The following is a 25,088-nucleotide window of genomic DNA, read 5'->3' on the forward strand; positions in this document are numbered from 1 at the left end:
ACCCCGCGCGGGGTGCCGCCCTCCGGCGCGTACGTGTCCGGGCCGGACACACCCGTCTACTTGCGCATGACCTCGGGCTCGTGGCGGCGCAGCAGCCGAGCGACGACGAAGCCGCAGACGACGCCGATGAACAGCAGGACCGCGACGTTCATCCCCCACTGGCCCGCCGTGTGCTCCCAGAGCGGGTCCAGGTCGGTGGGGTTGTTCTGGTCCCACGGCGGCATGAGGTGGGCGAGGTCCAGCGTCGAGCCGGCGCCCGCGATGGCCCAGCGGGACGGCATCAGCCAGGCGAACTGCTCCAGGCCCGGCGAGCCGTAGACCTGGAAGAGGATGCCGGTGAAGACGACCTGGACGATCGCGAACATGACCAGCAGCGGCATGGTCTTCTCGGCGGTCTTCACCAGCGAGGAGATGACCAGGCCGAACATCATCGAGGTGAAGCCGAGCGCGATGACCGTCAGGCACAGCTCGACGGCCGGCGGCATGATCAGGCCCTCTTCGGGCAGATCGCGGGTGGCGAAGCCGATGCCGCAGATGATGACGCCCTGCACGGCCGTGATCAGGCCGAGGACGATGACCTTGGACATCAGGTAGGCGGAGCGGGACAGGCCGGTGGCCCGTTCCCGTTCGTAGATGACGCGTTCCTTGATCAGTTCGCGTACGGAGTTGGCCGCGCCGGAGAAGCACATGCCGATGGTGAGGATCAGCATGATCGTTCCGGCATCGCCGTTGAACTTGTGCGGCGGCCTGGGCGGGGCGAGCCCGTAGTCCGACGGGATGACCACGCTGACGATGCCGAGCACCGCGGGCAGGATCACCATCAGGCCCATGAAGCCCTTGTCGGAGCCGATCACCGAGACGTAGCGGCGCATCAGCGTCCACAGCTGGGTGCCCCAGCCCTGCGGCTTGGGCGGGCGCATCTGCTGCGGCGGCGGCATGTGCACCGACTGCGGGGCGGCGGCGTCGATGTCCGCGGCGTACATCTGGTAGTGCTGCGAGCCGCGCCAGCGGCCGCCCCAGTCGTGGTCGCGGTAGTTCTCGAACGCGGAGAAGACGTCGGCCCAGGTGGAGTAGCCGAAGAAGTTCAGCGCCTCGTCCGGCGGGCCGAAGTAGGCCACGGCGCCGCCCGGCGCCATCACCAGCAGCTTGTCGCAGATGGCCAGCTCGGCCACCGAGTGCGTGACGACCAGGACGGTACGGCCGTCGTCGGCCAGGCCGCGCAGCAGCTGCATGACGTCGCGGTCCATGCCCGGGTCGAGACCGGAGGTCGGCTCGTCCAGGAAGATCAGCGACGGCTTGGTGAGCAGCTCCAGCGCCACGGAGACGCGCTTGCGCTGGCCGCCGGAGAGCGAGGTGACCTTCTTGTCCTTGTGGACGTCGAGCTTCAGCTCGGTGAGGACCTCGTGGATACGGGCCTGGCGCTCGGCCTCGGTGGTGTCCGCGGGGAAGCGGAGCTTGGCCGCGTACTTCAGGGCGCGCGTGACGGTCAGTTCCTTGTGCAGGATGTCGTCCTGCGGGACCAGGCCGATGCGCTGGCGCAGCTCGGCGAACTGCTTGTAGAGGTTCCGGTTGTCGTAGAGGACATCGCCCTGGTTGGCGGGCCGGTAGCCGGTGAGCGCCTTGAGCAGGGTGGACTTTCCGGAGCCGGACGGGCCGATGACGCCGATCAGCGACTTCTCGGGGACGCCGAACGAGACGTCCTTGAGGATCTGCTTGCCGCCGTCGACCGTCACCGTGAGGTGGCGGGCCGCGAAGGAGACCTCACCGGTGTCGACGAACTCTTCCAGCCGGTCGCCGACGAGCCGGAAGGTCGAGTGGCCGACGCCGACGATGTCGTTCGGGCCGATGAGCGCCGAGCCGGACTTGGACAGCGGCTGACCGTTGACGAACGTGCCGTTGTGCGATCCGAGGTCCCGGATCTCGAAGCGGCCGTCGGGCGTCGCGTGGAATTCGGCGTGGTTCCGGGAGACCTGGAGGTCGGAGACGACCAGGTCGTTCTCCAGCGCACGACCGATCCGCATCACCCGGCCGAGGGCCAGCTGGTGGAACGTGGTCGGGCTGCGGTCCCCGTAGACCGGCGGGGAGCCCGCCGGTCGGCCGGTGCCGGGGCCGGGCGGCGCCGGGGCCGCGCCCTGCTGCGGGACGTGCGGCTGCTGCGGCATGTTCGGCTGCGGCACGTGCGGCTGCTGGGGGGCGGGCTGCTGCCAGCCCTGCTGCTGCGGCGGTACGGGCTGCTGGGGCGCCGGCTGCTGCCAGCCGGGGTGGCCCCCCTGCTGGGGCTGCTGGGGCGGCGGGGCCTGCTGCGGCTGCGCGGGGCTGTAGACGTCCGCGGCGCTCAGGGTCAGCCGGGGGCCGTCCGTGGCGTTGCCCAGGTTCACGGCGGAGCCGGCGGCGATCTCCAGCTGCTGAATCCGCTGGCCGTGCACATAGGTGCCGTTGGTGCTGCCGTGGTCCTCGATGAACCAGCTGCGCCCGTTCCAGCTGATCGTGGCGTGCCGCCACGACACCCTGGCGTCGTCGATCGTCATGTCGCCCTGCGGATCACGTCCGAGGGTGTACGACCTGGACGGATCGAGCGTCCAGGTCCTGCCATTCAATTCCAGTACGAGTTCCGGCACTCCGCGCCCCACCTAGTTGTCCCCCGTGTTGCCCCCGTCGCAGGGGGCCTAGGGATGCTGAACATCGTGGCGAACTATTCCAGGACCGGTCCCCGATACGAAAGCCGGGCGGTCCGAGGTGACCTCACCGAGACCTGCCCAGCCAGGCGAAAAGGGACGGACCGGTGCGCCCGGCGGGCTGTCCGGCACTCGGGACGGGCCGCCGCGGCGGGCGCGCGGACCGATACGGTGGAAACACCATGAGCGCATCCCGGCCCCCTGAGCCCGCCCCGTCTCCCGAGCCCGTCGCGTCCGTGCACGGTCCGGACGTCCCGACCCTTCTCGTGAAGATATTCGGGAAGGACCGCCCCGGCATCACCGCGGGCCTCTTCGACACCCTGGCCGCGTACGCGGTGGACGTGATCGACATCGAGCAGGTCGTGACGCGGGGCCGTATCGTCCTGTGCGCGCTGGTCACCGCCCCCACCTCGGGCGGGACCACGGAGGGCGACCTGCGTGCCACCGTGCACAGCTGGGCCGAGTCGCTGAAGCTCCAGGCCGAGATCATCTCCGGCAGGGGCGACAACCGGCCGCGCGGCTCGGGCCGGTCCCATGTCACGGTGCTGGGGCACCCGCTGACCGCGGAGTCGACGGCGGCCATAGCGGCCAGGATCACCTCGACCGGCGGAAACATCGACCGCATCTTCCGGCTGGCGAAGTACCCGGTCACGGCGGTCGAGTTCGCGGTGTCCGGTACGGGGACGGAGGAGCTGCGCAGCGCGCTGGCGCCGGAGGCCGCGGGCATCGGCGTGGACGTGGCCGTCGTGTCGGCGGGGCTCAGCCGCCGGGCGCAGCGGCTCGTGGTGATGGACGTCGACTCGACGCTGATCCAGGACGAGGTCATCGAGCTGTTCGCGGCGCACGCGGGCTGCGAGGCCGAGGTCGCGTCGGTGACCGAGCGGGCGATGCGGGGCGAGCTGGACTTCGAGCAGTCGCTGCACGCGCGGGTGGCACTGCTGGCGGGGCTCGACGTCTCGGTGGTGGACAAGGTCCGCTCCGAGGTGCGGCTGACGCCCGGCGCCCGGACGCTGATCCGTACGCTGAAACGACTCGGCTACCAGGTGGGCGTGGTGTCGGGCGGGTTCACACAGGTGACCGACGATCTCCAGGAGCGGCTGGGGCTGGACTTCGCCTCCGCCAACACGCTGGAGGTCGTAAACGGGAAGCTCACGGGCCGGGTGACCGGGGACATCGTGGACCGGGCGGGCAAGGCCCGGCTGCTGCGGAGCTTCGCCGCCCAGGCGGGGGTGCCGCTGGCGCAGACGGTGGCGATCGGTGACGGGGCCAACGACCTGGACATGCTGAACACGGCGGGGCTCGGGGTGGCGTTCAACGCCAAGCCGGTGGTCCGCGAGGCCGCGCACACCGCGGTGAACGTGCCGTTCCTGGACACCGTGCTGTATCTGCTCGGGGTCACCCGCGAGGAGGTCGAGGCGGCGGACGGCCTGGTCGAGTAGCGGCCGCCGTACAACATGTGAGTCCGCCGTACGTGAGCGAGCCGTACGTACGTGAGGGACGGGGAGGGCCCCGGCGCGCATCGGGTGATGCGGGCCGGGGCCCTTCCGCGCGGGCCGCGGGTCAGTCGTTGGGCGTCCAGTACTCGGCGAGGCGGCCGACGCCGTGTTCGGCGGACTTCCAGGGGCCGGTGAACTCGACGACGGCGAAGGCGGCGGTCGGGAAGCCGCCGCGCGCCATCCGGGAGAGCGCGTCGCCCTCGCCGCTGCCGGAGAGGGCGTCGGCGAGCGCGTGCATGCCGGGGTTGTGGGCGATGACCAGCAGGTCGGCGACGTCGTCCGGGGTCTCGTTCACCAGGGTGATCAGTTCGCCGAGCGAGGCCTCGTAGAGCCGCTCCTCGTACACCGTCTTCGGGCGCTGGGGCATCTCGTGCACGGCCAGCTTCCACGTCTCCCGCGTTCTGGCGGCGGTGGAGCAGAGGGCCAGGTCGAAGGTGATCCCGGAATCGGCCAGCTTGCGGCCCGCCATGGGGGCCTCCATGCGGCCGCGCTCGGCCAGCGGGCGCTCATGGTCGGAATCCTGCGACCATTCCGCCTTGGCATGCCGGAGAAGGACGATCCTGCGAGATGTATCGGCGCTCATACACCTCAGCTTCGCATGAAACGTGCCACCTGGCGCAGGGTGTTGGAGCCTTCGTCCGGGCCGGGCGGCGGGCATCAGCCGGTCAGCAGCGCGAGGAGTTGCCGCAGCAGCCGGCCGGTCGCCGATTCGCCCGTTGCGGCCTGGGCCTGGCCCGGTCCGGCGATCAGCAGCAGCAGCGCGGCGAAGGCGAGGGCGGGCAGCACGACGGCCCACCACGGCAGCCGGACGTCGGCATCGCCCGACGCCGGTCGGGTGGGCCGGGGGTGCTGCGTACGGGCCGGCATGTCCGCCTCCGTGGGTGCTCGGTTCTGTTACTCAGAACCTACGGAGACGGGGGCGCCGCTCCCATCCGGTGAGCCACCCACTTCACCCTGACCCTGGCCCCCTAGGGGATAGTGGGGCCAGCACCACCATCGCCGGGGTCAGGAGCGGCGGGGGTCACGGAGAGGCGAGGGGTCACGGGGAGGCGATGGAGGCGATGACTCCGACGACGACCGTGATCAGCAGCATGGCCCCGAAGACGAGCAGCAGCTTCTTCTGACCGTTCTGGGGATTCGGATCGAGCACAGGTGACATGGTCCCAGTCTCGCATCTCAGCATTCGTCCTCGATCGTCCGGTCCCGGCCGGCCATGACGCCCATGACCATCTGCGGCACCATCAGGGCGGCCATCAGCCCGATGGGCAGGCCCCAGCCGCCGCTGTGCTGGTAGAGCACGCCGACCAGGAGCGGTCCGGGGATGGAGATCAGATAGCCGGTGGACTGGGCGAACGCGGACAGCCGGACGACTCCGGCGCCGCTGCGGGCCCGCATGCCGATCATGGTGAGGGCGAGCGGGAAGGCGCAGTTGGAGATGCCGAGCAGCAGCGCCCAGGCCCAGGCGCCGCCGGCCGGGGCCAGGTAGAGGCCCGCGTAGCCGGTGAGGCCGCAGGCGCCGAGGAGGAGGACGATCGGGCCCTGGTGTCGCATCCGTCCGGCGACGCGTGGGATCACGAAGGCGAGCGGGACGCCCATGGCCATGGTGAGCGCGAGCAGGACGCCCGCCGTGCCGGCCGAGACCCCGGCGTCGCGGAAGATCTGGGGCATCCAGCCCATGGTGATGTAGGCGGCGGTGGCCTGGAGGCCGAAGAAGCAGGCGAGGGCCCAGGCGGTGCGGCTGCGGGTGATCCGGAGGTCGGCGGGCTGCGGCTGCGCGGCGGCCCGGCCCCCGGCGGGGGTGTCGTGGGCGGTGGCCCGGTCCCGTACGAGCGGGAGCCAGGGCAGGATCGCGGCGGCGGCGAGCACGGCCCAGATGCCGAGGCCGGCCTTCCAGCTGCCGCCCATCGCGTCGGTCAGGGGGACGGTGACGGCGGCGGCGAGCGAGGTGCCGAGGGCCAGGGCCATGGAATAAAGCCCGGTCATGGAGCCGACGCGGTCGGGGAACCAGCGCTTGACGATCACCGGCATCAGGACGTTGCTGACGGCGATGCCCATGAGGGCCAGGGCGCTGGCGGCGAGGAAGCCCGCGGTGCCGCCGATCAGGGGCCGGATCACCAGGCCCGCCGTGATGGCGACCATGCCCGCGCAGACCACGGCGCCCGGTCCGAAGCGGCGGGCGAGGCGGGGGGCCATCACGCCGAAGAGCGCGAAGCAGAGCGGGGGCACGGAGGTGAGGACACCGGCGACGCTGCCGCTCATGTGCAGACCGTCGCGCACCTCTTCGAGGAGGGCGCCGAGGCTGGTGATGGCGGGGCGCAGGTTGACGGCGGTGAGGACGAGCCCGATGGCGACCAGGCGCAGCGTCCACGGCGAGGCGCCGGTGCGCGGGGTGGGCGCGCCGTCGCGGGTGGCCGCCCGGCCCGCCGGGTTCAGGGTCCGGGTCGCGGTCTGGGGAGTCGTCTCGTCGTCGGGCATGAGGCCATCATAGAATCATGGGATGATTGGTTGTCCAATCAGTCCGGAAGTTGCGACCGAGGAGCACCATGGCGCTGACGTCCCCGCGGCGTTCGGCACTCGCCGACCAGGTGATTGCCCAGCTGAGGAACCAGATCACGACGGGCGAGTGGCCGGTGGGTTCCCGTATCCCCACCGAACCCGAGCTGGTCGAGCAGCTGGGGGTGGCCCGTAACACCGTCCGCGAGGCGGTGCGGGCGCTCGCGCACAACGGGCTGCTCGACATCCGGCAGGGTTCGGGCACCTATGTGGTGGCCACCAGCGAGCTGGCCGGGGTGATGCACCGCCGGTTCGCCTCGGCGGACCCGCGGCACATCGCGGAGCTGCGCTCGACCCTGGAGTCGTCGGCGGCGCGGCTGGCGGCCGTACGGCGTACGGAGCGGGACCTGAAGCAGCTGGACGCGCTCATGAAGCGCCGGGAGGAGACGTGGGCGGCGGGGGACGCGGAGGCGTTCGTGGACGCCGACTCGACGCTGCACCTGGCGGTGGTGGCCGCCTCCCACAACGACGTGCTGACGGAGCTGTACGCGGACCTGGGCGACCTGCTGCGGGACTACCTGCGCGAGGACGTGGGCGAGGACCTGACACCGAAGACGCCGATGGACCACAGCCGGCTGGTCGAGGCGATCCGCGCGGGCGACGCGGAGACGGCGGCGGCGGAGGCCGCGAGCCACACGCTGTCCTGCCGGGCGGACCGGGTCTAGACGGGGCACGGTCTAGCGCCGCACGGCGTGGGTGATCCACGCGGAGGCGACTTCCTTCCAGCAGCGGTCGGTCAGGCGGACGGTCCGGGCCGGGCCGACGGTGACCGGCCGGGTGTCGGCGTCCACGTCCCACCAGCGGGCGCACTCGGTGTGCAGCTGGACGCGGTCGGCCCTGGGGTACGGGTTGTGGCAGTACGCGATGACTCGGGAGCCCTCGACGGACGTACGGCACTCCGCGCCGGAGGGTTCGGGGCTGGGTGCGGGCGGCGCGGCGGCACCGGCGGCTCCGACGTGCCCGGCGGCGTACAGGCCGGCCGGGACGAGCAGTCCGGCGATCACCGCGCCGGAGGCCAGCAGGGACCGGGTTCGGCGATGTGTGCGACGCACAGCGATCTCCTCCCCATGCCCGGCCGGAACACCGGCCCGACCAGAAGTCCGGTTCCTCCACATTCTGCGGTGGATCGTCCGGCTTTTCGACCTGAGCGCCCCTGGGGGGGGCGTGCGCGGCGGGGCCACGCGGTGGGCGTACGGAAACGGCCGCGCACCGCCGCCCGGTGTTCCGGGGGACGGTGCGCGGCCGAACCGTACGGGGCCTGGGGGTCAGGCGCCCATCATGTGCACGCCGCTGTCGACGTGGATGATCTCGCCGGTGGTCCGCGGGAAGAAGTCCGAGAGCAGGGCGACGATGCCGCGGCCGGCCGGCTCCGGGTCCTTCATGTCCCAGGCGAGCGGCGCGCGGGTGTTCCACACGTCGGCGAGCCCGTCGAAGCCGGGGATGGACTTCGCGGCCATGGAGCCGAGCGGCCCGGCCGAGATCAGGTTGCAGCGGATGCCGTCCGGACCCAGGTCGCGGGCGAGGTAGCGGGAGGTGGCCTCCAGCGCGGCCTTGGCCGGGCCCATCCAGTCGTACTGCGGCCAGGCGAACTGGGCGTCGAAGGTGAGGCCGACGATGGAGCCGCCCTCGCTCATCAGCGGCTTGCACGCCATGGCGAGCGACTTCAGCGAGAACGCCGAGACGTGCATGGCCGTGGAGACCGACTCGAACGGGGTGTTGAGGAAGTTGCCGCCGAGCGCGTCCTGCGGCGCGAAGCCGATGGAGTGCACGACGCCGTCCAGCGAGCCCAGCTCGTCGCGCACCAGGCCGGCGAGGCGGTCCAGGTGCTCCTGGTTGGTGACGTCCAGCTCGATGACCTTGGCGGGCTTGGGGAGCTTCTTGGCGATGCGCTCGGTCAGCGTGGGCCGGGGGAACGCGGTCAGGATGACCTCGGCGCCCTGCTCCTGGGCCACCTTGGCCGTGTGGAACGCGATGGACGACTCCATCAGCACACCGGTGATGAGGATGCGCTTGCCGTCGAGAATTCCGCTCATGCTGATCAGTGACCCATGCCCAATCCGCCGTCAACGGGGATGACGGCTCCAGTGATGTACGACGCGTCGTCGGATGCGAGGAAGCGCACCGCGGCGGCGATCTCCTCGGGCTGCGCGTAACGCGCGAGCGGCACCTGGGCCACGATGCCCTTGCGCTGTTCCTCGGTGAGCACCTGCGTCATGTCGGTGTCGACGAAGCCGGGCGCGACGACGTTGAAGGTGATGTTGCGCGAACCCAGCTCGCGCGCCAGCGACCTGGCGAAGCCGACCAGACCGGCCTTGGAGGCCGCGTAGTTGGCCTGGCCGGCGGAGCCGAGGAGGCCCACGACGGACGAGATGAGGACCACGCGGCCCTTCTTGGCGCGCAGCATGCCGCGGTTGGCGCGCTTGACGACCCGGAAGGTGCCGGTGAGGTTGGTGTCGAGGACGGAGGTGAAGTCCTCCTCGGACATCCGCATCAGCAACTGGTCCTTGGTGATGCCGGCGTTGGCCACCAGCACCTCCACGTTGCCGTGCTTCTCCTCGATCTCCTTGTAGCCCTGCTCCACCTGCTCGGGGTCCGTGATGTCGCAGCGGACCGCGAGGACGCCGGCCTCGGTGAGCTCGGCCGGCGGCTCTCCGGATCGGTAGGTGATCGCGACCTTGTCGCCGTTGGCGGCGAAAGCGCGGGCGATGGCGAGGCCGATGCCCCGGTTTCCTCCGGTGACGAGAACCGAGCGGCTCAACGGATCACCCTTTCGATAGCGGTCTGGTACCACGGAAACCTATCGGTACCGTCCGTGCGGCGGAGAATCGGCCCCTGACAGCGCCTCCGTCCGGGCACTGTCGGGTTCCTACAGTCGGGGTCGCGGTGCGGAGCGCTGAATCGGGCCACGACGGCACGCGGGCCGTGCTTCACTGCCTGGTGAACGTTCCGAGGCAACGCAAACGATCCGAGGCAATGTGACCGCGAAGGAGAGGCCGCCCGTGCCCCATGAGGTAGATCAGTCGTTCCTGGCGCTTCCGCTACGGGCCCTCGCCGACGCGGCGCTGGCGCGGGCGCGGGCCCTCGGAGCGGTGCACGCCGATTTCCGCTTCGAGCGGGTGCGCAGTGCCACCTGGCGGCTGCGGGACGCCCGGCCCGCCGGGGGCTCCGACACCACGGACCTCGGTTACGCGGTCCGGGTCGTGCACGGCGGGGCCTGGGGGTTCGCCTCCGGGGTCGATCTGACGATGGACGCGGCGGCGCGGGTGGCCTCGCAGGCCGTCGCGATGGCCAAGCTGTCGGCGAAGGTGATCGCGGCCGCGGGCTCCGACGAGAAGGTGGAGCTGGCGGACGAGCCGTCGCACGGCGAGCGCACCTGGGTCTCGTCGTACGAGGTCGACCCCTTCGACGTACCGGCCGAGGAGAAGGCGGGGCTGCTCGCCGACTGGAGCGCCCGGCTGCTGGCGGCCGAGGGCGTGGCGCATGTGGACGCCTCGCTGATGGCCGTCCACGAGAACAAGTTCTACGCGGACACGGCGGGCACGGTGACCACGCAGCAGCGGGTCCGGCTGCACCCGCAGTTCACCGCCGTCGCGGTGGACTCGGCGACCGGCGAGTTCGACTCGATGCGCACCATCGCGCCGCCGGTGGGCCGCGGCTGGGAGTACCTGACCGGGACCGGCTGGGACTGGGACGCGGAGCTGGAGCGCATCCCCGGGCTGCTGGCCGAGAAGATGCGGGCGCCGAGCGTGGAGGCGGGGACGTACGACCTGGTCGTCGACCCGTCCAACCTGTGGCTGACCATCCACGAGTCCATCGGGCACGCCACGGAGCTGGACCGGGCCCTCGGTTACGAGGCGGCGTACGCCGGGACCTCGTTCGCGACGTTCGACCAGCTGGGCAAGCTGGCGTACGGCTCGCCGGTGATGAACGTGACGGGCGACCGCACCGCCGAGCACGGGCTGGCGACCATCGGCTACGACGACGAGGGCGTCGAGGCGCAGTCCTGGGACCTGGTGAAGGACGGGACGCTGGTGGGCTACCAGACGGACCGCCGGATCGCGAAGCTCACGGGCCTGGGCCGGTCCAACGGCTGCGCCTACGCGGACTCCCCCGGCCATGTGCCGGTGCAGCGCATGGCGAATGTGTCGCTGCGGCCCGATCCGGGCGGGCTCTCCACGGAGGACCTGATCGGCGGGGTGGAGCGCGGGATCTACGTGGTCGGGGACCGGTCGTGGTCCATCGACATGCAGCGGTACAACTTCCAGTTCACCGGGCAGCGGTTCTTCCGCATCGAGAACGGCCGGCTGGCCGGGCAGCTGCGCGATGTCGCCTACCAGGCGACGACGACGGACTTCTGGGGCTCGATGGAGAAGGTCGGCGGCCCGCAGACGTACGTGCTGGGCGGCGCCTTCAACTGCGGCAAGGCCCAGCCGGGCCAGGTCGCGGCCGTCTCCCACGGCTGCCCCTCCGCCCTGTTCCGGGGCGTGAACATTCTGAATACGACGCAGGAGGCCGGGCGATGAGCCGCGTCAGCAAGCCGTACGAGATCGTCGAGCGCGCGCTCGAACTGTCCACCGCCGACGGCTGCGTGGTCATCGCCGACGAGGAGTCCTCGGCCAATCTGCGCTGGGCCGGCAACGCGCTCACCACCAACGGGGTGACGCGGGGCCGGACCGTGACCGTGGTCGCCACGGTGGACGGCGCCGAGGGTGCCGCGTCCGGGGTGGTCTCCCGCGCCGCCGTCACCGCGGACGACCTGGAGCCGCTGGTCCGGGCCGCCGAGGCCGCCGCGCGCGCCGCCGGTCCGGCGGAGGACGCGCAGCCGCTGGTCACCGGGGTGCCCGCGTCGCCGGACTTCACGGACGCGCCGGCCGAGACGGACTCGGAGGTGTTCGCCGCGTTCGCGCCGGCCCTCGGGGACGCCTTCGCGCGGGCCCGTGCCAGGGGGCGCGAGCTGTACGGCTTCGCCCACCACCAGATGACGTCCAGCTACCTCGGTACGTCCACGGGGCTGCGGCTGCGCCACGACCAGCCGAACGGCACGCTGGAGCTGAACGCCAAGTCGCCCGACCGCACCCGTTCGGCCTGGGCCGGCCGCTCCACGCGTGACTTCAAGGACGTGGACCCGGCGGCGATGGACGCGGAGCTGGCGCGGCGGCTCGGTTGGGCGGAGCGCCGTATCGAGCTGCCCGCCGGGCGGTACGAGACGCTGCTGCCGCCGACCGCGGTCGCGGACCTGCTGATCTACCAGCTGTGGTCGTCCACGGCGCGGGACGCGGCCGAGGGCCGGACGGTGTTCTCCAAGCCGGGTGGCGGCACCCGGCTCGGCGAGTCACTGTCCCCGCTGCCGCTGACCCTGCACAGCGATCCGCACGCTCCGGGCCTGGAGTCGGCCCCGTTCGTCCTCGCGCACTCCTCCGGGGACGGCGAGTCGGTGTTCGACAACGGGTTGCCGCTGTCCCGGACCGACTGGGTGGCCGACGGCCGCCTGGACCGGCTGACGACGACCCGGCACACCGCCGCCCTGACCGGGCTGCCGCTCGCCCCGGCGATCGACAACCTGATCCTGGAGGGCGGGGGCGAACGGTCGCTGGACGAGATGGTGGCCGCGACGACCGGCCGGGCGCTGCTGCTGACCTGCCTCTGGTACATCCGGGAGGTGGACCCGGCGACGCTGCTGCTGACCGGGCTGACCCGCGACGGCGTCTACCTGGTCGAGGACGGCGAGGTGGTGGGCGAGGTGAACAACTTCCGGTTCAACGAGTCCCCGGTCGACCTGCTGTCCCGCGCCACGGAGGCGGGCCGCACGGAGAAGACGCTGCCGCGCGAGTGGGGCGACTGGTTCACCCGGGCCGCGATGCCGCCGCTGCGCATCCCGGACTTCAACATGAGCTCGGTCAGCCAGGGCGTGTGACCGGCCTAGACTGGCCCGTACAACTCACTGCGTAAGGAGCACCGGAACCGTGACGGACATCGTCGACGAGCTGAAGTGGCGCGGGCTGTTCGCCCAGTCCACCGACGAGGACGCATTGCGCAAGGCTCTCGCGGACGGTCCCGTCACGTTCTATTGCGGCTACGACCCCACCGCGGCCAGTCTGCACGTCGGCCATCTGGTGCAGGTGCTCACGATGCGCCGGCTCCAGCAGGCCGGGCTGCGGCCGCTCGCACTGGTCGGCGGGGCCACCGGTCAGATCGGTGACCCCCGCCCGACCGCCGAGCGCACGCTGAACGACCCGGAGACGGTCGCCCAGTGGGTGAACCGGCTGCGCGCGCAGATCGAGCCGTTCCTGTCCTTCGAGGGCGAGAACGCCGCGGTCATGGTCAACAACCTGGACTGGACCGCGGGCATGTCCGCGATCGAGTTTCTGCGGGACATCGGCAAGCACTTCCGGGTCAACAAGATGCTGACCAAGGAGTCGATCGCCCGCCGGCTGGAGTCCGACGAGGGCATCAGCTACACCGAGTTCAGCTACCAGCTGCTGCAGAGCATGGACTTCCTGGAGCTGTACCGGCGCTACGGCTGCACCCTCCAGCAGGGCGGCAGCGACCAGTGGGGCAACCTCACGGCCGGCCTGGACCTGATCCACCGCCTGGAGCCGGGTGCCGAGGTGCACGCGCTGGCGACCCCGCTGATGACGAAGGCGGACGGCACCAAGTTCGGCAAGTCGGAGGGCGGGGCCGTCTGGCTCGACGCCTCGATGACCACGCCGTACGCGTTCTACCAGTTCTGGCTGAACGTGGACGACCGGGACGTCTCGCGCTACATGCGCATCCTCAGCTTCCGGACCCCGGCCGAGCTGGAGGAGCTGGAGAAGGTCACCGAGGAGCGCCCGCAGGCGCGGACGGCGCAGCGCGCGCTGGCCGAGGAGCTGACGACGCTGGTGCACGGCGCGGACCAGTGCGCCGCGGTCGTCGCCGCGTCGAAGGCCCTGTTCGGCCAGGGTGAGCTGGGCGCGCTGGACGAGGCGACGCTGAGCGCCGCCCTGTCCGAGGTGCCGCACGCCCGGGTGTCCGAGCTGGGTCCGCTGGTCGACCTGCTGGTGGAGGTCGGTCTGGCGCCGAGCAAGTCGGGGGCGCGGCGCACGGTGAAGGAGGGCGGCGCGTACGTGAACAACGTCAAGGCCGTCGACGGCGAGGCGGCCCCGGCCCGCGAGGAGCTGCTGCACGGGCGCTGGCTGGTGCTGCGCCGGGGCAAGAAGAACCTGGCGGCGGTCGAGGTCACGGCCGGCTGAGCGGTACGCCCGCGAGGGCGGGACGCGGAACGGCGGCCGGGCACGCGGGAAGCGTGTCCGGCCGCCGTCGTCGGGCCTGTATCGAGCCCTGGTCCGGGGCGGTTCAGGTGCGCTGTCTGGTGCCCCGCAGCGAGGCCCAGAGCATGTCGCCGACCCCGACGACCACCACGGCGCCGATGAGCTGGAGCACATGGCGTGTCCAGTCGATGCCTCTGGTGTCGTTGACTCCGATCCAGGTGGCGACGGCGTTTCCCAGGACGCTGCCGATCATGCCGAAGATGACCGTCAGCCAGAGCGGGATCTGCTGCTTGCCCGGCAGGATCGCCTTGGCGATCAGGCCCAGCACCAGGCCCACGATGATTGCCCACAACCAGCCCATGCTGCCTCCTAGAGCGACGCGGTGGCGCGCGTCTCCCGCCCAGTCTCCGTGCCGGGGCGGCCCACCGCACGCCGGGCGGGTCCGTACGGGAGGGTGACGGAATGTACGCATACGGCCGCCCCGGTCTCGTACGCAGGGGATGCCGGGCGTAGCGTAGGGACGGCCGGTCCGGGTCCGGGGAAGGTTGGTGGGGCGTGGTGCGCAAGCAGGGTGATGGGGAGGTCTTCCGGATCACGGGGGCCCGTCAGGGGCTCGCCGAGGACGTGCGGGGCAGACAGCGGCGCTATGTGATCTCGATGACCGTGCGCACGGTGTCCGTGGTGGCGGCGGCGCTGCTGTGGAACGTGGAGCGGCACATCGCGTTCGTGGCGCTCGGGCTCGGTGTGCTGCTGCCGTACGTCGCTGTGGTGATCGCCAACGCGGGCCGGGAGAACACTCCGGGGCTGCCCTCGACGTTCGTGGTGCCGGCCCCCGCGACCCCGGTGCTGGAGACGGCTCCGGCGACGGGTCCGGCCTCGGGTTCACCGCAGTCCGGACGCGGTTTCCGGTCTTCGGATGGGGCGGAGCACGCTTGAGCCCCGGATGGGCCCAAGCTCAAGAAAAGCTCAGATCAATCATGACGTTCCAGTGCACTGCGGCAGGGTGTGCGTGACATACTTCGTAGGCGCTCCGCATCCCCCGTCGGAGCGACGGACCGACGCCGGGCAGCTCCCCCCGTGGCTGCCCGGCGTCGCCATGTGTCCGGACGGGTGCGCCGCGACGGCAAGGTGACGACAGGCTCTAGGGTTGAGCCGTGAACTTCCCCGAATCCGCCGTGCCGTCCGACTCCGCCGCCCCCGTCTGCTCGGCCAAGGGCTGCCGTGCCGACGCCGTATGGGTGCTGGCCTGGAACAACCCGAAGCTGCACACGCCGGAGCGGCGCAAGACGTGGCTGGCCTGTGAGGAGCACCGGGAGCATCTGTCGCAGTTCCTCGGGGTGCGGGGCTTCCTCAAGGACGTGGTGACGCTGGCGGAGTGGGAGGCCCGGTCCGCCTCGGCGTGACGGGGCGGGTCAGCCGCCGATCGCGGACATGGGGCGGTCCGGCTGGAGGAAGCTGGGGTCGTCAAGGCCCGAACCGGCCTTCTTGCCCCACATGGCGAGCTTCCAGATGCGGGCGATCTCCTCGTCCGGCGCGTCCGAGCGGAGGGCGCCGCGCAGGTCGGTCTCCTCGCGGGCGAACAGGCAGGTGCGCACCTGGCCGTCGGCGGTGAGCCGGGTCCGGTCGCAGGCCCGGCAGAACGGGCGGGTGACGGAGGCGATGACGCCGACGCGGTGCGGCCCGCCGTCCACGATCCAGCGTTCGGCGGGGGCGGAGCCGCGCTCGTCGCCGCCCTCGGGGGTGAGCGCGAACCGGGTGCGCAGGGAGGCGAGGATGTCGCCCGCGGTGATCATGCCGTCGCGCTTCCAGCCGTGCTGGGCGTCGAGCGGCATCTGCTCGATGAAGCGCAGCTCGTAGTCGTTTTCGACGGCCCAGGCGAGGAGGTCGGGCGCCTCGTCGTCGTTGAGGCCGGGCATGAGGACCGTGTTGACCTTGACGGGGGTGAGTCCGGCGGCGCGGGCGGCTTCGAGGCCGGCCAGCACGTCGTGGTGGCGGTCGCGGCGGGTGAGCGTCTTGAACACCTCGGGCCGCAGGGTGTCGAGCGAGACGTTGACCCGGTCGAGGCCGGCGTCCCCGAGTGCGGCGGCGGTCCGCTGGAGGCCGATGCCGTTGGTGGTGAGGGACATCCGGGGGCGGGGTTCGAGGGCCGCGCAGCGCTGGACGATGGAGACGAGGCCGGGGCGCAGCAGCGGTTCTCCGCCGGTGAAGCGGACTTCGGTGACGCCGAGGAGGGTGACGGCGATGCGGACGAGCCGGACGATCTCGTCGTCGCCGAGGAGGTCGGGTTTGGCCAGCCACTGCAGGCCCTCTTCGGGCATGCAGTACGTGCAGCGCAGGTTGCAGCGGTCGGTGAGCGAGACGCGCAGGTCGGTGGCGACCCGGCCGTAGGTGTCGATGAGCATGGTGGGCCCCCTCCCCCGGTGACTTCCCGGTCGCGGTGTCTGTCTCTTTCGAGCCTACGCGAGACCGGTTGCGGCGGAGGGGACCGTTTGGCACGAGGTGCGGCGGGGCCGCGTCGTAGGGTCCTACGACGCGGCCCCGGCCGTACGGGTCAGTGGGCGCCGATGCCGGTGAGGGACTTGACCTCCAGCTCGGCGTACTTGCCCTTGTCGGGCTCCTCCTTGGAGAGCAGGGAGCCGATCCAGCCGAGCAGGAAGCCGAGCGGGATGGAGATCAGGCCGGGGTTCTCCAGCGGGAACCAGGCGAAGTCGACGCCCTTGAACATCGACTTCTCGCTGCCGGAGACGACGGGCGAGAACAGCACCAGGAACACCGAGGAGGCCAGGCCGCCGTAGATCGACCACATGGCGCCCTGGGTCGTGAAGCGCTTCCAGAAGAGGCTGTAGAGGATCGTCGGCAGGTTGGCGGAGGCGGCGACGGCGAAGGCCAGGGCGACGAGGCCGGCGACGTTCATGTCGCGGGCGAAGGCGCCGAGGACGATCGCGGCGGCGCCGATGAAGACGGTGGCCCAGCGGGCGGCGCGCATCTCCTCCTTCTCGCTGGCCTGGCCCTTGCGGATGACGTTGGCGTAGATGTCGTGGGCGAAGGACGAGGAGGAGGCGAGGGTGAGGCCGGCGACGACGGCGAGGATGGTGGCGAAGGCGACGGCGGAGATGACGGCGAGCATGACCGCGCCGCCGGTGGTGCCGGTCCCGCCGAGGTATTCGGCGAGCTGCGGGGCGGCCGTGTTGCCGGGCTTCTCGATGTTGTCGGGGCCGATGAGGGCGGCGGCGCCGAAGCCGAGGGCGATGGTCATCAGGTAGAACGCGCCGATGATGGCGATGGCCCAGTTGACGGACTTGCGGGCGGCCTTGGCGGTCGGGACCGTGTAGAAGCGGATCAGGATGTGCGGCAGGCCGGCGGTGCCGAGGACCAGGGCGAGGCCGAGGGAGAGGAAGTCCAGCTTCGAGGTGCCGGAGCCGCCGTACTTGAGACCGGGCTCCAGGAACGCGGCGCCGTGGCCGCTCTTCTCGGCGGCGGTGCCCAGCAGGTCGGAGACGTTGAAGTCGAACTTCCACAGCACCATGAAGGTCATCAGGAGCGCGCCGGCGATGAGCAGGACGGCCTTGACCATCTGGACCCAGGTGGTGCCCTTCATGCCGCCGATGGTGACGTAGACGATCATCAGTACGCCGACCAGCGCGACGATGAGGATCTTTCCGCTGTCGCTGCTGATGCCGAGGAGCAGGGTCACCAGGGCGCCGGCGCCCGCCATCTGGGCCAGCAGGTAGAAGATCGAGACGACGATGGTGGAGACGCCGGCCGCGGTGCGCACCGGGCGCTGGCGCATCCGGTAGGCGAGGACGTCGCCCATGGTGTAGCGGCCCGAGTTGCGCAGGGGCTCGGCGACGAGCAGCAGCGCCACCAGCCAGGCGACGAGGAAGCCGATCGAGTAGAGGAAGCCGTCGTAGCCGAAGAGGGCGATGGCGCCGGCGATGCCGAGGAAGGACGCGGCGGACATGTAGTCGCCGGAGACCGCGAGCCCGTTCTGGAAGGCGGTGAACTGGCGGCCGCCCGCGTAGAAGTCGGCGGCGCTGCGGGTCTGGCGGCCGGCCCAGACGGTGATGCCGAGGGTGGCGGCCACGAAGACGGCGAACAGCGTGATGATCAGGGGCCGGTGCTCACTGGTCGACGAGGCGGCCAGGGTGACGGCGGTGTGGGCGTGGTTCGCGGCGCTCATGCGTCGGCCTCCATACGGGACTTGATGGCCTCGGCCTTCGGGTCGAGCTTCGCGTTGGCGTACCGCGCGTAGAACCAGGCGATGAGGAAGGTGGTGAGGAACTGGGCGAGGCCGAAGACGAAGGCCACGTTGATGTTGCCGAAGAGCTTGGTGCCCATGAAGCCGCCCGCGTAGTTGGAGAGCAGCACGTACAGCAGGTACCAGAGGACGAAGGCGACGGTCAGCGGGAAGGCGAAGGTGCGGTGGGAGCGGCGCAGTTCGCCGAATTCCGCGCTGCCCTGCTCCGCGAGGAACGCCTCGGTGGTGGGCAGGGCAGGGGTCTTCTCCGTACTGCCCTCGGGCGGCGGTGCATCGGTAGCCACGGATTCTCCTGACGCGGGTGCGGTGGTGGGGACGATCGGTTTCACTGTCGGACCTCGTGTTCGGGGATGGTGGTGCGCTTCCCCTGACAACGGCACGCGGCGCGCGGCGAAGCGGTTCACCTCGGTTCCCCACTCCTCCTCATCACTCGTTCGGGCGGATCGACGCGCACACGTTCACGCACGTCGGTGGAGGTGCCGGGACGAGCGGCGACCGCTTCACTCACCGTGTACGCGACCGGGCACGATCCGGGTCCGGTCGGTCGCACGGACGATGTGGAGGCCCCATGGCTCATCCGGTTCCCGGACGGGCGCGCGCACTGGCGCTGCCCGTCGGGCTGGCCCTCACCGCCTCGCTCGGCGTCCTGCCGGCGGAGGTCGCCGCAGCGGCGCCCGGCGCCCCCGCGGCGGTGGCGGCGGACGGTCCCGATCTGTCGTACGTCGTGAACACGCGGGTCGGTCGCCGAAGCGTCGAGCGGGTCCGCGGGGCGGTGGAGCGGGCGGGCGGCACGGTGGTGATCGCCTACGACCGGATCGGGGTCGTCGTCGTCCGCTCGAAGAACCCGGACTTCGCCGGGACGATCCGCCGCGCTCGGGGCGTCCGGTCGGCGGGCGCCACGCGCACCCGCCCGATCGTGCCCCGGGCCACCACGGACATCGGGGTCGACGTGCCCCTGACGGCCGCCCGGGAGCGGGCGGCGGCGGCGCGGGCCGCGGCGGACCAGGACCCGATGGAGCCGCTCCAGTGGGACCTGCCCGCCATCAGGGCGGACGAGGCCCACCGCAGGACGCCGGGCAGCGCGTCGGTCACGGTCGCGGTCATCGACACGGGCGTGGACGACACCCATCCGGACCTGGCGCCGAACTTCGACCGCGCGGCCTCCGCGAACTGCGTCTCAGGCGCCCCGGACACCACCCCGGGCGCCTGGCGCCCGAAGCCCGGCGAGAGCGACCACGGCACCCATGTGGCCGGAACGGTCGCGGCGGCGAAGAACGGCGTCGGCATCACGGGGGTGGCGCCGGGGGTGAAGGTCTCGGGCATCAAGGTCGGCGACCCGGACGGCTTCTTCTACGCCGAGGCCGTGGTCTGCGGCTTCGTCTGGGCCGCCGACCACGGGGCGGACGTCACCAACAACAGCTATTTCACCGATCCCTGGCTGTACAACTGCGCGGACGATCCCGACCAGGGCGCCCTGGTCGAGGCCGTGCACCGGGCCGCCCGGTACGCCGAGCGCAGGGGTGTGGTCAACGTGGCCTCGGCCGGCAACGCCTCCGACGACCTGACGGCGGACACGCTCACGGACGCGACCAGCCCGAACGACGGCACGCCGGCCGACCGGACCGTGGACCCGGAACGGTGCCCGGACATCCCGGCGATGCTGCCGGGCGTGGTGACCGTCTCGGCGACGGGCGCGAAGGGCCTGAAGGCCTCGTACTCCAACTACGGGAACGGGGTCGTCGACGTGGCCGCGCCGGGCGGTGACGCGACGGCGTACCAGAAGCCGGACGCACCGGCGACGAGCGGGCTGATCCTCTCCACGCTGCCGGGCGGCCGGTACGGCTACAAGGCCGGTACGTCGATGGCCGCACCGCATGTCGCGGGCGTGGTCGCGCTGATCAGGTCGAAGCATCCGTACGCGTCGCCCGCCGGGGTCAAGGCGCTGCTGACGCTGGGGGCCGACGCGAAGGCGTGCGGGGAGCCGTACGACATCGACGGCGACGGCACGGTCGACGCGGTCTGCGAGGGCGACGAGCGGCGCAACGGCTTCTACGGGGCCGGGGTGGTGGACGCGCTGGACGCCGTCCGCCGGTGAACCGGGGCCAGCGCGCCCAGGGTGAGCAGGAGTTGAGCGGCCACGTAGGTGAGCATCACCCAGAAACCGGGGGCCGGCGGCTCGGGCCGGTCGGCGATTCCGGCGGCGATCAGCGCGTCGGAGAGCAGGAACAGGGCCCCGCCGACGGCGGCGTACCGGCCCAGGACGCGGGAGCGGTACGCCATGGCGGTCAGCAGCAGGCTGTACCCGGCCACCGGCACCCGCAGCCCGCCCGGCAGCCCGCTCCAGAGCAGCGCCACGAGGACGGCGAGCACCAGGGCGTAGCCGAGCGCGGGCAGCGCTCCGCCGGGGGCCCGGCCGAACAGGACCAGGTAGCAGACGTGGCCCACGGCGAAGCCGGCCATCCCGACGAGGAAGGCGGCGTCGGAGTCGGCGAGCAGGAACACATCACCCGCCCAGCCGCACAGCAGTGCCGCGATCAGCAGCCGGGGCCCGCGCCGGGCGGCGGCGTACCCGGCGAGCAGCGGCATCAGCAGCGGCTTGGCCGCCAGGTGCAGGGCCTCGGGGCCGGTGAGGACGCCGGCGAGGTCGACCGCGCACGCCGCGAGGAAGGCGATCAGCAGGGGCCGGGCGAACCGCTCGCGGCCCGCCGGCACCGGTGCGGCACTCACGCGGCACGCTCCGGGGCGGACGGGGCGGACGCGGCGGCCGAGGGCGCGGCGGCGGAAGGAGCGGCCGGTTGCCAGCCGGGGCCCCGGAAGATCCGGCCGGCCCGCTCGCCCCAGCCGCTCGCCGCGCGGACGTCACGGGCGATGGACACGTACTCGTGGGTGGCGACCCGCAGTGGGTTGTAGGTGCGGATGTTCTTGGTGAGCCCGTAGACCGGGCGCACCGTCTCGGGGGCGAACGAGCCGAACCACCGGTCCCACACGATGAGGATGCCGCCGAAGTTGCGGTCCAGGTAGCCGCCCTGCGAGGCGTGGTGCACCCGGTGGTGCGAGGGCGTGTTGAGCACGTACTCGAAGGGCCGGGGCAGCCGGTCGACGCGCTCGGTGTGCACCCAGAACTGGTAGACGAGGTTGGCCGAGGAGCAGAAGGCGAGCGCGGCCGGGTGCACCCCGCACGCGATGAGCGGCAGATAGAACGGCCAGGAGGTCAGCGAGGTCCACGGCTGGCGCAGCGCGGTGGAGAGGTTGAACTTCTCGCTGGAGTGGTGCACGACGTGGCAGGCCCACAGGATGCGGATGACGTGGTGGCCTCGATGGGACCAGTAGTAGGAGAAGTCCTGCGCGAGCAGCATCAGGAGCACGGTCCACCACAGGACCGGCACCCGCAGCGGCGTCAGCTCGTACACGGCCGTGTAGACGGCCACGATGGGCACTTTCCACAGCAGGTCGAAGAAGAGGCTGCCCAGCCCCATGGTGATGCTGGTGGCGGCGTCCTTCGCCTCGTAACCGGCGGCGTCCTCGTCCGGGTGGAAGTGGTGGAGCGCCATCTCCACCACGGTGAGCAGGACGAAGGCCGGTATGGACCAGAGCACTACATCGGGCAGGTTCGTCGGCATGCCTGCACCGTAGGGCCGGGGCCGGGCGGGGACCAGATGTTGTTACCAACAAGTATGTGAGACCGCCTGTCAACACTCTTTGGCACCTTCCGACAGACGGCGCGCCTCGCGCTGCGGCCCTACACCCCCGCCGCTCCCAGCAGATGGCCCGCCGCGTAGGTGACCGCCATGGCCACCGCTCCGCCGCTCATGTTGCGCAGCACCGCCGGGCGGGCCGCGGCCTCGCCCAGGCGGGCGCTCCACCAGCCCGTCACGGCCAGGACCGCGAGGACGGAGAGGACGGTCACCGGCACCCGGAGGCCGGACGGGGGCAGCACGATGGCCAGCAGGGGCAGCAGGGCGCCGACGGTGAACGCGAGGAAGCTGGCGCCCGCCGCGTGCCAGGGGTTGGTGAGGTCGTCGGGGTCGATGCCCAGCTCGACCTCCGCGTGGGCGCGCAGCGCGTCGCGTTCGGTGAGCTGGACGGCGGCCTCGCGGGCGACCTCGTGGCTGAGGCCCTTGGCCTCCAGCAGGCCGGTCAGCTCGGCGAGTTCGGCCTCCGGGGTCTCCTGGAGCTCGCGCTTCTCGGTGGCGAGGGCGGCCTTCTCGGAGTCGCGCTGGGTGGAGACCGACACGTACTCGCCCGCCGCCATGGACAGCGATCCGGCGAGCAGTCCGGCCAGTCCGGCCGTCAGGAGGGCGCCCCGGTCGTCGGTGGCGCCGGCCACGCCGACCACGAGCCCGGCGGTGGAGACGACGCCGTCGTTGGCGCCGAGGACGGCCGCGCGCAGCCAGTTCAGCCGGGCGCCCAGGCCGTTGCCGTGCGGTTCGTCGTGCGCGGGAGGTCGTGTCATCCCGGAATCGTCGCACCTGCGGCGGCCCGGCCGGGGGCCGACACCGAATACCGAATGGGGCCCTGTCGGACACGGCCCGTATTCTCTGTGACCATGCTCGACGACCCGCAGACCGCAGTGCCGTGGCCGGCCGCCTACCCCCAGGGGTACGCGGTCGTCGACGTGGAGACCACCGGGCTCGCCCGTGACGACCGGATAGTGTCCGCGGCCGTGTACCGCCTGGACGCGCGGGGCGAGGTCGAGGACCACTGGTACACGCTGGTCAACCCGGAGCGCGATCCGGGCCCGGTGTGGATCCACGGGTTGACGAGCGACGTCCTGGCGGGGGCCCCGCTGTTCCCCGAGATCGCCGCCGAGCTGTCCGAACGGCTCGCGGACCGGGTGCTCGTGGCGCACAACGCGGCGTTCGACTGGTCGATGCTGGCGCGGGAGTACGCGCGGGCCTCGGTGGCCGCGCCGGTCCGGCAGCGGCTGTGCACCATCGCGCTCGCCAAGGAGCTGCGGCTGCCGCTGCCCAACCACAAGCTGGCGTCGCTGGCCGCGCACTTCGGCGTGGTCCAGCAGAACGCGCACCACGCGCTGGACGACGCGCGGGTGCTGGCCGAGGCGTTCCGCCCGAGCCTGCACGCGGCGGCGCGCGGCGGGGTGCGGCTGCCGCTCCTGGAGTGCCGGCCGCTGACCGAGTGGTCGCAGTCGCCGGTGACGCCGCGGACCGGGGCGCCGTCCTCGTACGGGGGACACACGACCTGGCGCGCCTCGCGCAAGCGTCCGGCCTGCCCGTATCCGAACCCGGGGCGGTACGAGAAGGAGAAGCCGCTCATGCAGGGCATGCGGGTGGCGTTCTCCGGGGACACCTCCGTCGACCGGGAGCTGCTGGAGGACCGGGCGGTGGAGGCGGGGCTGCATGTGGCGACGAGCGTGTCGCGGCTGACCAGCCTGCTCGTCACCAACGACCCGGACTCGGCGACGTCGAAGACGGTGAAGGCGAAGGCGTACGGCACCCCGATCGTGGACGAGAGCGCGTTCACCCATCTTCTGCGGGACGTCGCCCCGGCCGTCGCGAGGGTGCCGGGACCGACGCGGTCATCGGAGTGAACCGGGGGCGACGCGCCGCCCGCCGCCGGTGCGCCGCCGCCCGCGCGTCCCACCCTGTGGCGCATGGCACGTTGTGAGGTCTGCGGAAACGATTACGGGATGTCCTTCGAGGTCCACGCCCAGGGCGCGGTCCATGTGTTCGATTGCTTCGCCTGTGCGATCCACCGCATGGCGCCCATCTGCGAGCACTGCCGGGTCCAGGTCATCGGCCAGGGGGTCGAGGTGGACGGGCACTGGTTCTGCGGCGGGCACTGCGCCCGTGCGGAGGGGAAGGTGGGCATCGTCGACAGAGTCTGAGGACACGGGGCGGCCTCCCCTTCGGCCGCCCCCTTCCGCAGCGCCCTCCGCCGTGCCCCGAGCCACGCCTCCGGCCGCCCCTTCGGCCACCCCGTGCGCGATGCGCCCCGTATGCGGTTGTACGGTCGTGGGGTGTACCGCTTCCTGATGACCCGGCAGTGGCTGTTCCTCGCCCTCCTCTCGCTCGTCCTCATCCCCACGATGGTCGAGCTGGGTTTCTGGCAGCTGCACCGGCACGAGCACAAGGTCGCGCAGAACGCCCTGATCTCGCGGAACCTCAAGGCGGACCCGGTCCCGGTGTCCCGGCTCACCTCCCCCGGCCACACCGTCCCGCGCGCCGACTACTGGCGCACGGTGACGGCCACCGGGACGTTCGACGAGAAGCACACGGTCGTCGTGCGCCGCAGGACCGCCAACGACGGCGCCATCGGCGTGCACGTCCTGGTGCCGTTCGACCTCAAGGGCGGCGGCACCGTCATGATCAACCGCGGCTGGGTGCCGTCCGCATCCGACCAGCACGCCTTCCCCGACGTACCGGCCGCGCCGAGGGGCGAGGTCACCGTCACCGGGCGGCTGAAGGCCGACGAGACGACCGGCGCGAGCGGCATCAAGGACCTCGCGGGCCTTCCGGACCGTCAGGTGATGCTGATCAGCAGCGCGCAGCAGGCCCGGCTGCTCGGCCGCCCGGTCCTCGGCGGCTACATCGAGCTGACCGGCCCCGCCCCGTCGAACGGCTCGCCCGAGACGATCGGGGCGCCCGACGACGGCTCCATCGGCCCGCACATGGCCTACGCGGTGCAGTGGTGGCTGTTCGCCGCCGGGGTTCCGGTGGGCTTCGTGGTCCTGGCCCGGCGCGAGAAGCGCGACCGGGTCGCGGCGGCGAAGGCGGCCGCCGAGGCCGACGCGGCGCCGGAGCCCGAGCCCGCGCAGGCGTGACGGCGGCTCCGCAGGGGTGACACCCGCCTCTCCTGGCACACTCCCTGCTTAACGGGGGCCCGGTTCGGGAAGACG

The 25,088-nt window shown here is 71.8% G+C and carries 26 protein-coding genes; 11 read left to right on the top strand and 15 right to left on the bottom strand.

Annotation, left to right across the window (positions count from 1 at the left end; all coding sequences use genetic code 11):
* Positions 1-56: 56 nt before the first annotated feature.
* Positions 57-2,630, bottom strand: coding sequence for an ABC transporter ATP-binding protein/permease (locus OG710_RS04970; RefSeq protein WP_330238243.1), 2,574 nt, complete (start codon positions 2,628-2,630; stop codon positions 57-59).
* Positions 2,631-2,857: 227 nt separating this feature from the next.
* Here OG710_RS04970 and serB point away from each other — a divergent pair, with 227 nt between their 5' ends.
* Entirely contained in the window at positions 2,858-4,114 is a 1,257-nt protein-coding gene (serB, locus tag OG710_RS04975; protein ID WP_330238244.1) for a phosphoserine phosphatase SerB, read from the top strand.
* A 121-nt stretch (positions 4,115-4,235) separates the two neighbouring features.
* Here the strand turns inward: serB and OG710_RS04980 are convergent, their stop codons facing one another.
* The 4 genes from OG710_RS04980 to OG710_RS04995 all read right to left on the bottom strand — a co-directional run bounded on the left by OG710_RS04980 (position 4,236) and on the right by OG710_RS04995 (position 6,646).
* Positions 4,236-4,754 carry a SixA phosphatase family protein gene (locus tag OG710_RS04980; protein ID WP_330238245.1) on the bottom strand — a complete coding sequence of 173 codons (519 nt, stop codon included), beginning with the start codon at positions 4,752-4,754 and terminating at the stop codon, positions 4,236-4,238.
* Positions 4,755-4,828: 74 nt separating this feature from the next.
* Complete coding sequence (locus tag OG710_RS04985) at positions 4,829-5,038, bottom strand: hypothetical protein (RefSeq protein ID WP_330238246.1); 210 nt, start codon at positions 5,036-5,038, stop codon at positions 4,829-4,831.
* A 172-nt stretch (positions 5,039-5,210) separates the two neighbouring features.
* On the bottom strand, positions 5,211-5,321 hold the full coding sequence (locus OG710_RS04990; protein ID WP_018553371.1) for an SGM_5486 family transporter-associated protein: 111 nt from the start codon (positions 5,319-5,321) through the stop codon (positions 5,211-5,213).
* 26 nt (positions 5,322-5,347) lie between these two features.
* Positions 5,348-6,646, bottom strand: coding sequence for a CynX/NimT family MFS transporter (locus OG710_RS04995; protein WP_330238247.1), 1,299 nt, complete (start codon positions 6,644-6,646; stop codon positions 5,348-5,350).
* Positions 6,647-6,714: 68 nt separating this feature from the next.
* Between OG710_RS04995 and OG710_RS05000 the strand changes: the two genes are divergently transcribed.
* On the top strand, positions 6,715-7,389 hold the full coding sequence (locus OG710_RS05000) for a FadR/GntR family transcriptional regulator (protein ID WP_330238248.1): 675 nt from the start codon (positions 6,715-6,717) through the stop codon (positions 7,387-7,389).
* Positions 7,390-7,401: 12 nt separating this feature from the next.
* On the opposite strand, the gene OG710_RS05005 is transcribed toward OG710_RS05000, so the two are convergent.
* From OG710_RS05005 to fabG, 3 genes are all read right to left on the bottom strand, one after another.
* Entirely contained in the window at positions 7,402-7,776 is a 375-nt protein-coding gene (locus OG710_RS05005; RefSeq protein WP_330238249.1) for a hypothetical protein, read from the bottom strand.
* Between the two features lie 213 nt (positions 7,777-7,989).
* On the bottom strand, positions 7,990-8,757 hold the full coding sequence (gene fabI, locus OG710_RS05010) for an enoyl-ACP reductase FabI (protein ID WP_330238250.1): 768 nt from the start codon (positions 8,755-8,757) through the stop codon (positions 7,990-7,992).
* A 5-nt stretch (positions 8,758-8,762) separates the two neighbouring features.
* Complete coding sequence (fabG, locus tag OG710_RS05015; RefSeq protein WP_111333258.1) at positions 8,763-9,482, bottom strand: 3-oxoacyl-[acyl-carrier-protein] reductase; 720 nt, start codon at positions 9,480-9,482, stop codon at positions 8,763-8,765.
* Between the two features lie 241 nt (positions 9,483-9,723).
* On the opposite strand from fabG, the gene OG710_RS05020 reads away from it, so the two are divergent.
* Genes OG710_RS05020 through tyrS form a run of 3 tightly spaced genes read left to right on the top strand, consistent with a single transcriptional unit; the run spans position 9,724 to position 13,956 of the window.
* Positions 9,724-11,247, top strand: a complete 1,524-nt coding sequence (locus OG710_RS05020; RefSeq protein WP_330238251.1) for a TldD/PmbA family protein — start codon at positions 9,724-9,726, stop codon at positions 11,245-11,247.
* On the top strand, positions 11,244-12,638 hold the full coding sequence (locus OG710_RS05025; protein ID WP_330238252.1) for a metallopeptidase TldD-related protein: 1,395 nt from the start codon (positions 11,244-11,246) through the stop codon (positions 12,636-12,638). Before OG710_RS05020 ends, OG710_RS05025 begins: the two co-directional genes overlap by 4 nt.
* A gap of 49 nt (positions 12,639-12,687) precedes the next feature.
* Positions 12,688-13,956: a tyrosine--tRNA ligase gene (tyrS, locus tag OG710_RS05030; protein WP_330238253.1), complete on the top strand. Its 1,269-nt coding sequence runs from the start codon at positions 12,688-12,690 to the stop codon at positions 13,954-13,956.
* A 103-nt stretch (positions 13,957-14,059) separates the two neighbouring features.
* On the opposite strand, the gene OG710_RS05035 is transcribed toward tyrS, so the two are convergent.
* Positions 14,060-14,335, bottom strand: a complete 276-nt coding sequence (locus tag OG710_RS05035) for a GlsB/YeaQ/YmgE family stress response membrane protein (protein ID WP_111333236.1) — start codon at positions 14,333-14,335, stop codon at positions 14,060-14,062.
* A 194-nt stretch (positions 14,336-14,529) separates the two neighbouring features.
* Between OG710_RS05035 and OG710_RS05040 the strand changes: the two genes are divergently transcribed.
* Both OG710_RS05040 and OG710_RS05045 read left to right on the top strand, forming a co-directional pair.
* Positions 14,530-14,910, top strand: coding sequence for a DUF3099 domain-containing protein (locus OG710_RS05040; protein ID WP_330238254.1), 381 nt, complete (start codon positions 14,530-14,532; stop codon positions 14,908-14,910).
* Positions 14,911-15,128: 218 nt separating this feature from the next.
* Positions 15,129-15,377, top strand: a complete 249-nt coding sequence (locus OG710_RS05045) for a hypothetical protein (RefSeq protein WP_111333232.1) — start codon at positions 15,129-15,131, stop codon at positions 15,375-15,377.
* 9 nt (positions 15,378-15,386) lie between these two features.
* Here OG710_RS05045 and moaA read toward each other — a convergent pair whose 3' ends face one another.
* The 3 genes from moaA to OG710_RS05060 form a co-directional block, all read right to left on the bottom strand.
* Positions 15,387-16,376 (bottom strand): GTP 3',8-cyclase MoaA, encoded by a 990-nt coding sequence (moaA, locus tag OG710_RS05050; RefSeq protein ID WP_330238255.1) that lies wholly within the window; start codon positions 16,374-16,376, stop codon positions 15,387-15,389.
* Positions 16,377-16,525: 149 nt separating this feature from the next.
* Positions 16,526-18,154 (bottom strand): solute symporter family protein, encoded by a 1,629-nt coding sequence (locus OG710_RS05055; RefSeq protein ID WP_330238256.1) that lies wholly within the window; start codon positions 18,152-18,154, stop codon positions 16,526-16,528.
* The gene (locus tag OG710_RS05060) at positions 18,151-18,516 is read right to left on the bottom strand and encodes a DUF485 domain-containing protein (protein ID WP_111333221.1); all 366 of its coding nucleotides are present in this window, start codon (positions 18,514-18,516) and stop codon (positions 18,151-18,153) included. The genes OG710_RS05055 and OG710_RS05060 overlap by 4 nt, the downstream gene beginning before the upstream one ends.
* A 284-nt stretch (positions 18,517-18,800) precedes the next feature.
* Between OG710_RS05060 and OG710_RS05065 the strand changes: the two genes are divergently transcribed.
* The gene (locus OG710_RS05065; RefSeq protein ID WP_330238257.1) at positions 18,801-20,327 is read left to right on the top strand and encodes a S8 family peptidase; all 1,527 of its coding nucleotides are present in this window, start codon (positions 18,801-18,803) and stop codon (positions 20,325-20,327) included.
* Here the strand turns inward: OG710_RS05065 and OG710_RS05070 are convergent.
* The 3 genes from OG710_RS05070 to OG710_RS05080 form a co-directional block, all read right to left on the bottom strand.
* Entirely contained in the window at positions 20,282-20,959 is a 678-nt protein-coding gene (locus tag OG710_RS05070; protein WP_330238258.1) for a lysoplasmalogenase, read from the bottom strand. The two genes, OG710_RS05065 and OG710_RS05070, sit on opposite strands and share 46 nt — an antisense overlap.
* Positions 20,956-21,852, bottom strand: coding sequence for a sterol desaturase family protein (locus tag OG710_RS05075; protein WP_330238259.1), 897 nt, complete (start codon positions 21,850-21,852; stop codon positions 20,956-20,958). The genes OG710_RS05070 and OG710_RS05075 overlap by 4 nt, the downstream gene beginning before the upstream one ends.
* 119 nt (positions 21,853-21,971) lie before the next feature.
* Positions 21,972-22,685 (bottom strand): VIT1/CCC1 transporter family protein, encoded by a 714-nt coding sequence (locus OG710_RS05080; protein WP_111333215.1) that lies wholly within the window; start codon positions 22,683-22,685, stop codon positions 21,972-21,974.
* An 87-nt stretch (positions 22,686-22,772) separates the two neighbouring features.
* Between OG710_RS05080 and OG710_RS05085 the strand changes: the two genes are divergently transcribed.
* From OG710_RS05085 to OG710_RS05095, 3 genes are all read left to right on the top strand, one after another.
* Positions 22,773-23,780 (top strand): DEDDh family exonuclease, encoded by a 1,008-nt coding sequence (locus OG710_RS05085; RefSeq protein WP_330238260.1) that lies wholly within the window; start codon positions 22,773-22,775, stop codon positions 23,778-23,780.
* A gap of 63 nt (positions 23,781-23,843) precedes the next feature.
* A complete protein-coding gene (locus tag OG710_RS05090) occupies positions 23,844-24,077 on the top strand; it encodes a hypothetical protein (protein WP_026171732.1) in 234 nt (77 codons plus the stop codon).
* Between the two features lie 132 nt (positions 24,078-24,209).
* Positions 24,210-25,013 carry an SURF1 family cytochrome oxidase biogenesis protein gene (locus OG710_RS05095; protein WP_330238261.1) on the top strand — a complete coding sequence of 268 codons (804 nt, stop codon included), beginning with the start codon at positions 24,210-24,212 and terminating at the stop codon, positions 25,011-25,013.
* Positions 25,014-25,088 lie beyond the last annotated feature (75 nt).

The organism is Streptomyces sp. NBC_00525, from assembly GCF_036346595.1.
In the GTDB taxonomy this organism is placed as follows: domain Bacteria; phylum Actinomycetota; class Actinomycetes; order Streptomycetales; family Streptomycetaceae; genus Streptomyces.